Source organism: Mesorhizobium sp. M2A.F.Ca.ET.039.01.1.1, from assembly GCF_003998035.1.
Lineage (GTDB): Bacteria > Pseudomonadota > Alphaproteobacteria > Rhizobiales > Rhizobiaceae > Mesorhizobium.
Genome location: NZ_RZRY01000247.1, coordinates 1 through 8,449, shown reverse-complemented (window position 1 = coordinate 8,449; position 8,449 = coordinate 1). Strand labels below are relative to the sequence as shown.

The following is an 8,449-nucleotide window of genomic DNA, read 5'->3' as shown; positions in this document are numbered from 1 at the left end:
ATTCAGCCTAAGCGAGACGGGTCAACGAGACCGCGACATGCCCATTCGCCTGAAAAAGCTGATCGGAACCATCCTGCTTGTGGCGCTGGTCATCATCTATGCGCTGATCGCCTCCGCGGTCGCGGTCACCAGGCTCGCCGAATACGGGCCTACGGCGCATCTCCTGTTCTTCCTGCTCAGCGGCTTTCTCTGGGTTCTGCCGGCCATGGCCATCATCAAATGGCTGATCATCGAGCCGCGTCCGAAGGGTTGATCCTCGCTGACGCCAGCGGCGCCGGCTGGTCTAGATGGTCACCACCATCTTGCCGGCATTGGCGAGCGGCGTCGTGATGCCGGACAGCATCGTTTGGATATGCGCCACGCTCTGGTAGCGGCCGTTGACGGAGATGCGCGGCAGCGCGTGCAGGAAGCCGGCATGCTCGGCCCTCAGCACGCCGTGCCGCGTGGTCACCGCCGAGACGTAGCCCGCGTCGCGGGCGAAGCCCACTTCGCGGCAGCCGACAGCGCTGGCATAGCCGTAAGGGTAAGCGAAATGACGCGGCTCCTCGCCGAGCCTTTCTTCAAGGATACGGCGGACGTCGCCGATCTCATGGCGCGCATCGGCTTCGGACAGCCGCTTCAAATTTCGATGATTGACCGTGTGCGCGCCGATGGTCACCAGCGGGTGTGCGGCCACGGCACGGAGCTCATCCCAATTCATCAAGGTGCATGGGCGGCCTGTGCCGAATTCATAGCCGTTCGATCGGGCAAGCTCGCGCAATGCCGCACCCTGCTCCTCCTCGGGCACTTCCACGGTCAGCCAAGCGTTCAGCCGCGCGATGGCCTGGATCTTCCTGCCCCGTGTCGAGCAATCGATCGCCCTCGGCTTGCCCGCCATCGTCAGCGTCAGGCGCGAGCAGGTGTCGACGATGTCCTCGATGACGTCCCACCAGAGATCGACGGCGCCGTCGATCAGGCCGGGGGCGACATAGATGGTGATCGGCGCGCCGTGCTTTTCCAACACGGGAAGCGCCTCGGTCATGTTGTCGCGATATGCGTCGTCGGCGGTGATGGTGGCGAACTGGCCGCCTTTGCCACCCATCTTGATGCGCTCGATCGCTTCATCAAGGGAAACAAAGGCATAACCCCTTCCCTTCATGTCGGCGATGAGCCTGTCGAGGAAGGCGGGAGCGATGTTCAGATGCCGGTTGACGCCGTTCGGCTTCTCCGGCGTCGCGGTGACGCGGTGCAGCATCAGGATGGCGCCGATGCCGCCGACAAACGGCCGCGCCAGGGGCGCCAGACCGGAGTAGCGGGCAAGGTTCAACGCCAGTTTCCGGATTGCCTCGCCCCCGTCGATCATTCCTTCACCTTTTGCGCCTAGACTCATCCAAGCACGACATTCGCCTATGCGAACCCCCAAGTCGGAACCAATACGTCTTAAGGATTGAGGGATGGTTGACGCCGCCGCGTCATTTGACGGCAACCGGGTCGCGGCCAACGAGATTTCCGCGCGCTCCATGCGAGCCGATCAGGGTCGATGGGCCGCTACCGCAAGCGACGGCGCCGGCCTTGCCGATTACATCCAATTCTGCGCCTCGGCGCTGTTTGCGCCGGCGCAAAGCGCATCCTGGGTGAACAACTGGGCAGCCGCGACGGGCGCCGACATGGTTGTCGCGACGCTGACTTGTGATGCCCGCCCGGCGCTTTCGCTGGCGCTGGAAGTCGTGCGACGCGGCCCGTTCAAAATTGCCCGTTTCGCGGGCGGGCGTCACGCCAACGGCAATTTCGCCGCCGCTGATCCACGCTTTCTGCCCGCCATCGACGCTTCGGCGATCCGCTCAATGTTCAAGGCGATCGCGAGGATGCGCCCAGACATCGACCTAATCTCGCTGGAAAGGCTGCTGCCCAACCTCAATGGCGTCGTCAACCCGCTCGCAGCGCTGCCCAGCTTCCCCAGTCCGAACCTTGCGCTCGCTGTCGATCTCGACGGCGGGTTCGACGCGTTGCTGTCGCGCGCGAGCGGCAAGCGCAAGCGCAAGAAGCACCGCTCGCAGACGCGCAAGTTCGAAGCCGTCGGCGCCTTCCGGCGGATCGAAGCCCGCACCCGCGAGGACGTCGACAGGCTGCTCGACGCCTTCCTCGGTATGAAGGAAGCGCGTTTCGCCAAGATGGGCATCGCCAATGTCTTCGGCGACAGGCAGGTGCGCGACTTCTTCCGGGCGCTGTTTACCGATGCGCTGGCTGAGGAAAGGCCGTCCTTCCTGCTGCACGGCCTGGAGGTGGCGGGAAAGCTGCGCGCGGTGACCGGCTCCAGCCGCTGCGGCAAGCGGCTGATCTGCGAGTTCGGCGCCATCGCCGAGGACGATCTCGCCTTCACCAGCCCCGGCGACTTCCTGTTCTTCGACAACATCCAGGAAGCCTGCGAGCTCGGTTTCGACGTCTATGATTTCTCGGTCGGAGACGAGGCTTACAAGCGACTTTGGTGCGATATCGAGGTCCAGCATTTCGAGGTGCTCGCGCCACTGACGCTGAAGGGCCACGCGTTGGCCGCGGCGATGCGGCAAGGCGCGAGGGGGAAGGCCTTCATCAAGAACAACCCGACGATCTGGAGGCTGACCAAGATGCTGCGCCGCAAGGCTGCCGGACAGGCAGCACCCGCTCCGGCCGAGGACGACAGCTAGGCCCGGCGAGAGTCGCTAGCTACGCCGCCTGAACGATCTCGACCAATTCAACGTCGAACACCAGGTCCTTTCCGGCCAACGGATGATTGCCGTCGAGCTTGACGCTGGCGTCGTCGACGCCGATGACCGTCACTTGCATGGGACGTCCCTCACGGGTGCGGGCCTGTAATCGGGTGCCAACATCGACGTCGATGTTTGCCGGCACGGCGGCGCGGTCGACGGTTACGACCGCCTCGGGGCGATGAGGGCCATAGGCGGCGTCAGCGGGAACGGTGACGGTGCTTTTTGTGCCGACCTCCATGCCCTCGACATGGGTTTCGAGACCAGGAATTACCTGTCCTTCACCGAGTGTAAACTGCAGCGGTTCATTGCCGGAAGAATCGAATTGGGTGCCGTCCACCAGACGCCCAGTGTAGTTGATGCGTACGGTGTCGCCGTTCTTGGCCTGTGTCATAGCAGCCATCCTTTGGGAGTTTTGGGGGCCGGCCTAGGAATTTCGGTCCCGCTCTCGATCATCCACGCATCAGAATGCGCAGCGCGAAACATCGAAACTAGGAGCCTTGCCGCCAATGTAAAGTGCGGGAGCCGCCGAGAAATGAAGCGGCAACGCGGGACAGCCTTGTCGGCCTCCGGCCTTATGCAGCCGACCGGCGCCCGGGCAATGGATCTCCCGGCTCATGACCGACCGGCGTGACCAGCGTGACGTCGGGATAGCCGTTCTCGATCAGCTTCACCGCAGCCTGGGTCACCTGGTCGTCGGCTTCCAGCATCGACAGGAAGACTTCGGTGCCATCGCCGACCAGGCGGCTGATGCCTTGCGCGTCGGCCGGGCCGCATTCGACAACGACGAGATCGTAGGCCGTGGTCAGTGACTGCATGATGATGGGCAGCCGGTCGGCGGCGCGCATGGCGCGGACCGGGTCGGCGGTGCCGACCGGAATGACATGCGCATCCGAATAGAGATCGGGATGGATGACGTCGCTGAACTGCGCCTCGGAGGCTAGAAGATTGGTGATGCCGGGGAAGAGGCTCGAGTCCAGCATCGGCCGCGATGCCGCGCCCGACGCGGTTAGATCGAGCAAAAGCACACGCAGGCCGGCGTCGGAGACTTCGCGCGCCACCAGCACGGCGGACGCGGCCGCCTCGTCGCCTTCGGGCGACACGAAGATCGCGCGCGCCGCGCCCGAAGCGATCAGCTTCTCCGCCGCCTTGTCGACATCGATCTCGCCGAGCCGGGATTGGCGCGGCTCGGGCGCCGATCCGCGGGGTTCAGAAGGCCGGACAACGGACTCAGCGGGTCTGGCAGCGGGGGCATGAACCTCCACCGGCTCGCTCTCGGCCGGCCTTGGGAGTTCCGCTTCCGCGATGGAATGACCTGCCGAGGCTTCCTCGTAAGGAGCAAACGCACGACCTTCGTCATCGATCGCCGGTTCCGTGCGCGCGACAGGCATTGCCACCTGCTCGATATCGGTGAAGCGGGCGCCAGCGGCCGGACGCATGGCGCGGCCGGAGAACAACTCGCCAAGCAGCGTGCCGATCGCCATCAGCAGCAGAGAAGCGGCGGCGGCGGCCCCGGTGATCGGCCCGATCTTGGGGAAATAAGGCTGCGACGGCACCTGCGCCTGCGCGATCAGGCTTGCCGCGACCGGCGAGTATTTGCGGTCCTTGCGCGAGGCCGCCGCATTGTAACTTGCCATATAGGATTCAAGCTGTTGGCGCTGAACGTTCGCGTCGCGCTGCAAGGCATCCAACTGCACCTGCTGTTCGCCGGCGCGCGCCGAGGCGGCTTTCAGCGTGTTGACGTCCGCGACCAGCTGATCCTCGCGGGCCTTGGCCGTCTGCGCCTGCGCCGACAGGCCGCGAATGATCTTTTGCGCCTCGTTGCGAATCTGGCCGTCGAGGTCGGCAAGCTGCGATTTCAGCGCCCGAATGCGGGGATGGTTGTCGAGCAAGGTCGTCGAAAGGTCGGCAATGTTGGCCCGGAGTTCGACCTGCCGCTCGCGCAGGCGCTGAATCAGCTCGGAGGACAGCACTTCCGGCACGCTGTCTAGCGAACCGCCGTTCTGCAGCGCCCGGCGCACGCTCTCGGCACTCGCCTCGGCGGCGGCGCGGCTGGCGCGCACGCGCGACAGCTCGCTCGACAGCTCGGCAAGTTGCTGAGTCGGCAGCACCGCATTGTTGCCGCCCATCAGAAGGTCTGACTGGGCACGGAAGGCCGCGACCTTGGCCTCGGCGTCCTTCACGCGATTCTGCAGGTCGGCGATTTCCGGCGCCAGGAAGTCGGTGGCGGCTGCGTTCGATTCGAGCTTGGCGTCGCTCTTCGAGGCGATATAGGCGTTGGCGATGCCGTTGGCGACATCGGCGGCAAGCTTCGGATCCTTCGAGGCGAACTCGATCGCGATCGCGCGGGTCTTCTCGACGGCGTAGACATTGAGCTTGTCGTGCATGGCATTCAGCACGCGCTCTTCCGGCGGGATATCGAAGGGGTCGCTTTTCAAGCCGACGAGAACGAGGATGCGCCCGAGCGCCGACATCTTCAGCGTTTGGTCAAACTCCGGCAGCTTGTCCAGATTGAGCTTGGTCGCGACCTGCTTGAGGATATCGGGCGAGGAAATGATCTGGACCTGAGTCGCCACGCCCTGTTCGTCGAGAATCGGCTTGTCGTCATCGTTGGTGCCCGGCGGCCGGGTGTATTCCGATTCGCGCGAGCCGATCTCCAGCTTGGCTGTCGCCTTGTAGTAAGGCGTCGCGAGCCAGGCTAAAGCGAAGGCGAGCCCGGTGACCACAAGCGTGACGAGAACAATGCGCAGCCAGTTCCTCGCTAGGCTGGCGAACAGCTGTCTCAGGTCGACATCGACATCTGCGGCCGCGGACTGAACGGACATGCATCCTGCTCCGAACTTTGAGTCGAGGATGGACCGTAAACAACTATGGTAACTCACCCGTTAAGATCGAAACGAACACTTATTAGACAATCCTCAAAGAACATCCGGGGAAAGCAATAGAACAATTGGGCTTTTTACCGATCAGCACGCCGCCCGATCGCACTCCTTTACCGCGCATTAACCCTAACAGGATGATAACGGTCGCACTTTCCTGGGGTTGTGCCGCGGCTTGCGGCAAGAGCGATGAAGGTTCCTGGCCGGTCATGAAAAGCACTGCTTCCCTCTTTCGCGCTTTGCTTGCCCTGTCGCTGCTGACCGGCTGCTCGAGCTATCGCCCGACGCCCGCCGCCTTCCATGAAGTGCTCGACCAGCCCTACCGTCTCGGCGCAGGCGACCGGGTCCGTGTCACGGTGTTCGAGCAGGACGGGTTGACCAACACCTACAGCGTAGACCAGTCCGGCTACCTCTCCTTCCCGCTGGTCGGTGCCGTGCCGGCGCGCGGCCACACCGCGCAGCAGTTGGAAAAGGAGATCGCCGACAAATTGCGCCAGGGCTATCTGCGCGATCCCGACGTTTCGGTAGAGATCGACCGTTACCGGCCGATCTTCGTGATGGGCGAAGTGGGCGCTGCCGGCCAGTATTCCTATGTGCCGGGGCTCACCGTGCAAAAGGCGGTCGCCATTGCCGGCGGCTTCACGCCGCGCGCCAATCAGGAGAGCGTCGACATCACCCGCGACATCAACGGCAAGGTGATGACCGGACGGGTGCTTACATCCGATCCGCTCCTGCCCGGCGACACCGTCTACGTTCGCGAACGCCTGTTCTGAAAAGTCCGTCGTGACGGTGAACCTCAGGATCGTCCACTGCTTCCGCTCACCTGTCGGGGGAATCTTCCGGCATGTGCGCGACCTCACCGAGGCGCAGGTCGCCGCCGGCCATGCGGTGGGCATCGTCTGCGATTCGACAACCGGCGGCGACTACGAGGAGCGGCTCTTCGAAGCGATGAAGGACAGCCTCGCGCTCGGCATCCATCGCACGCCGATGCAGCGTCATGTCGGGCCGGGCGACCTCGCCTCGGCCTGGCGCACCTATCGAATCATCCAGGAATTGCGGCCGGACGTACTGCATGGGCATGGCGCCAAGGGTGGCGCCTATGCCCGGCTGTTCGGCTCACTGTTGCGGGTTTCAAGGTCTCGCGTGGCCCGCCTTTATTCGCCGCATGGCGGCTCCCTCCACTATGACGAAACGACGGCGACGGGAAAGCTGTTCTTCGGCCTGGAGCGCTTCATGGCGCGCTTCACCGATTGCCTGCTGTTCGTTTCCGACTATGAGCGGAAAACGTATCGGCGCAAGGTCGGCGAGCCGCCCATACCCAACCGGCTCGTCTATAACGGCCTGCGCGCCGCGGAATTCGAATCGGTGACGACGGCGATCAATGCCGCCGATTTCCTGTACATCGGCATGATGCGCGACCTGAAAGGTCCGGATATCTTCATCGATGCGCTGGCTTTGGCCGGCAGCGAGCCTGAACGCCCCTTGAGCGCCGTGATGGTTGGCGATGGCGACGACCTGCCGCGCTACCACGCTCAGGTCGAGCGGCTCGGCCTCGAGAACCGGGTTCGCTTCTTGCCTCCGATGCCGGCGAGGGAAGCTTTCGCCCTGGCTGAGCTGGTAGTGGTTCCGTCGCGCGCGGAGGCGATGCCCTATATCGTGCTCGAGGCCTTGGCCGCCGGCATGCCGATGATCGCGACCGCGGTCGGCGGCATTCCGGAAATCTTCGGCGATGGCTCCCCTGCCTTGATCCGGCCGGATCCCGTCGAGCTTGCCAGCAAAATCGGCATGGCGGTCAAAGACATGGATGCGTACCGCAAGGCGATGCCACAGGCCGACGAGCTGAAGGCGCGTTTCGGCTCCGACGTGATGGCAACCGAGATCGAGAAGGCCTATTTCGCGGCGCTGAGCAAGTAGGTCCGCAACCGCACAACAGCTTCAAAACCACGGGTTGTTTCAAGCCTTTCTTAGCTCTCTTTTGCTAAGCAATTGCGCGAAGCTCGCGGACAGTTCCCATGAATGAGATCGACCCCGCACGCCGCTTTTCCATGGATGCGGTGCGCAACTACGACGCCCCCGCCGAAAGCGAAAAGCCCGGCGGCATCAACGATGTGGCGCGCCAGGTCGCCTCGCAATACCGGCGCGATACCATGTCGCCGATCATGGTCAGCGGTGTGCTGCGCATGGTCGAGTTCGCGCTGCTGTTCCTGTCGGGGCTCGGCGTCTATTTCTACTATGTCGGCTTCTTCAATTATCTGGCCTGGCAATACCCGCTGGCGATCGCGTCGACATCGTTCCTGGCCGTGGTGCTGCTCGACGTCACCGACCGCTACCAGATCGCGGCGCTGATGCGCCCCCTCGCCAATTTCGGCCGGGTGCTGCTTGTCTGGGCCGGCAGCTTCGCGCTGATGGCGCTGACCGCCTTTGCCATCAAGGCCTCGGAAGACTATTCGCGCCTGCTGTTCGGCACCTGGTTCGTGGTCGGCTTTGTGCTGATCTTCGGCCTGAGGCTGGTGATGTCCAGCCTCATCCGGCGCTGGGCGCGCGATGGCCGCATGGAACGCCGCGCCCTCATCGTCGGTGGCGGCAAGGCCGCCGAACAGCTGATCCGCTCGGTCGAGAAGCAGCCCTACAACGACATCCGCATCTGCGGCATCTTCGACGACCGCAACGACAAGCGTTCGCCGCCGATCGTCGCCGGCTATCCGAAGCTCGGCACGATCTCGGAGCTCATAGAATTCGCCCGCATCGCGCGCATCGACATGCTGATCGTTTCGCTGCCGCTGACCGCCGAATCGCGCGTACTGCAACTGCTCAAGAAACTCTGGGTGCTGCCGGTCGACATCCGGC

The 8,449-nt window shown here is 63.8% G+C and carries 7 protein-coding genes and 1 pseudogene; 5 read left to right on the top strand and 3 right to left on the bottom strand.

Annotated elements, in window-relative coordinates:
• Nucleotides 1-37 precede the first annotated feature (37 nt).
• On the top strand, nucleotides 38-253 hold the full coding sequence (locus EOA24_RS19100; protein WP_042643947.1) for a DUF2842 domain-containing protein: 216 nt from the start codon (nucleotides 38-40) through the stop codon (nucleotides 251-253).
• 30 nt (nucleotides 254-283) lie between these two features.
• Here EOA24_RS19100 and EOA24_RS19095 read toward each other — a convergent pair whose 3' ends face one another.
• Nucleotides 284-1,342 (bottom strand): polysaccharide deacetylase family protein, encoded by a 1,059-nt coding sequence (locus EOA24_RS19095; RefSeq protein WP_126082871.1) that lies wholly within the window; start codon nucleotides 1,340-1,342, stop codon nucleotides 284-286.
• 91 nt (nucleotides 1,343-1,433) lie between these two features.
• On the opposite strand from EOA24_RS19095, the gene EOA24_RS19090 reads away from it, so the two are divergent.
• A complete protein-coding gene (locus EOA24_RS19090; RefSeq protein WP_126082872.1) occupies nucleotides 1,434-2,663 on the top strand; it encodes a GNAT family N-acetyltransferase in 1,230 nt (409 codons plus the stop codon).
• Between the two features lie 19 nt (nucleotides 2,664-2,682).
• Here EOA24_RS19090 and EOA24_RS19085 read toward each other — a convergent pair whose 3' ends face one another.
• The gene (locus EOA24_RS19085) at nucleotides 2,683-3,117 is read right to left on the bottom strand and encodes a peptidylprolyl isomerase (protein ID WP_126082873.1); all 435 of its coding nucleotides are present in this window, start codon (nucleotides 3,115-3,117) and stop codon (nucleotides 2,683-2,685) included.
• A 181-nt stretch (nucleotides 3,118-3,298) separates the two neighbouring features.
• Nucleotides 3,299-5,548, bottom strand: coding sequence for an exopolysaccharide transport family protein (locus EOA24_RS19080; protein WP_126082874.1), 2,250 nt, complete (start codon nucleotides 5,546-5,548; stop codon nucleotides 3,299-3,301).
• Nucleotides 5,549-5,811: 263 nt separating this feature from the next.
• Between EOA24_RS19080 and EOA24_RS19075 the strand changes: the two genes are divergently transcribed.
• The 3 genes and pseudogenes from EOA24_RS19075 to EOA24_RS19065 form a co-directional block, all read left to right on the top strand.
• Entirely contained in the window at nucleotides 5,812-6,375 is a 564-nt protein-coding gene (locus EOA24_RS19075; protein WP_040983193.1) for a polysaccharide biosynthesis/export family protein, read from the top strand.
• 10 nt (nucleotides 6,376-6,385) lie between these two features.
• Nucleotides 6,386-7,516, top strand: a complete 1,131-nt coding sequence (locus EOA24_RS19070) for a glycosyltransferase (RefSeq protein ID WP_126082875.1) — start codon at nucleotides 6,386-6,388, stop codon at nucleotides 7,514-7,516.
• Nucleotides 7,517-7,614: 98 nt separating this feature from the next.
• A pseudogene (locus tag EOA24_RS19065) lies at nucleotides 7,615-8,449 on the top strand (undecaprenyl-phosphate glucose phosphotransferase); the annotation flags it as partial.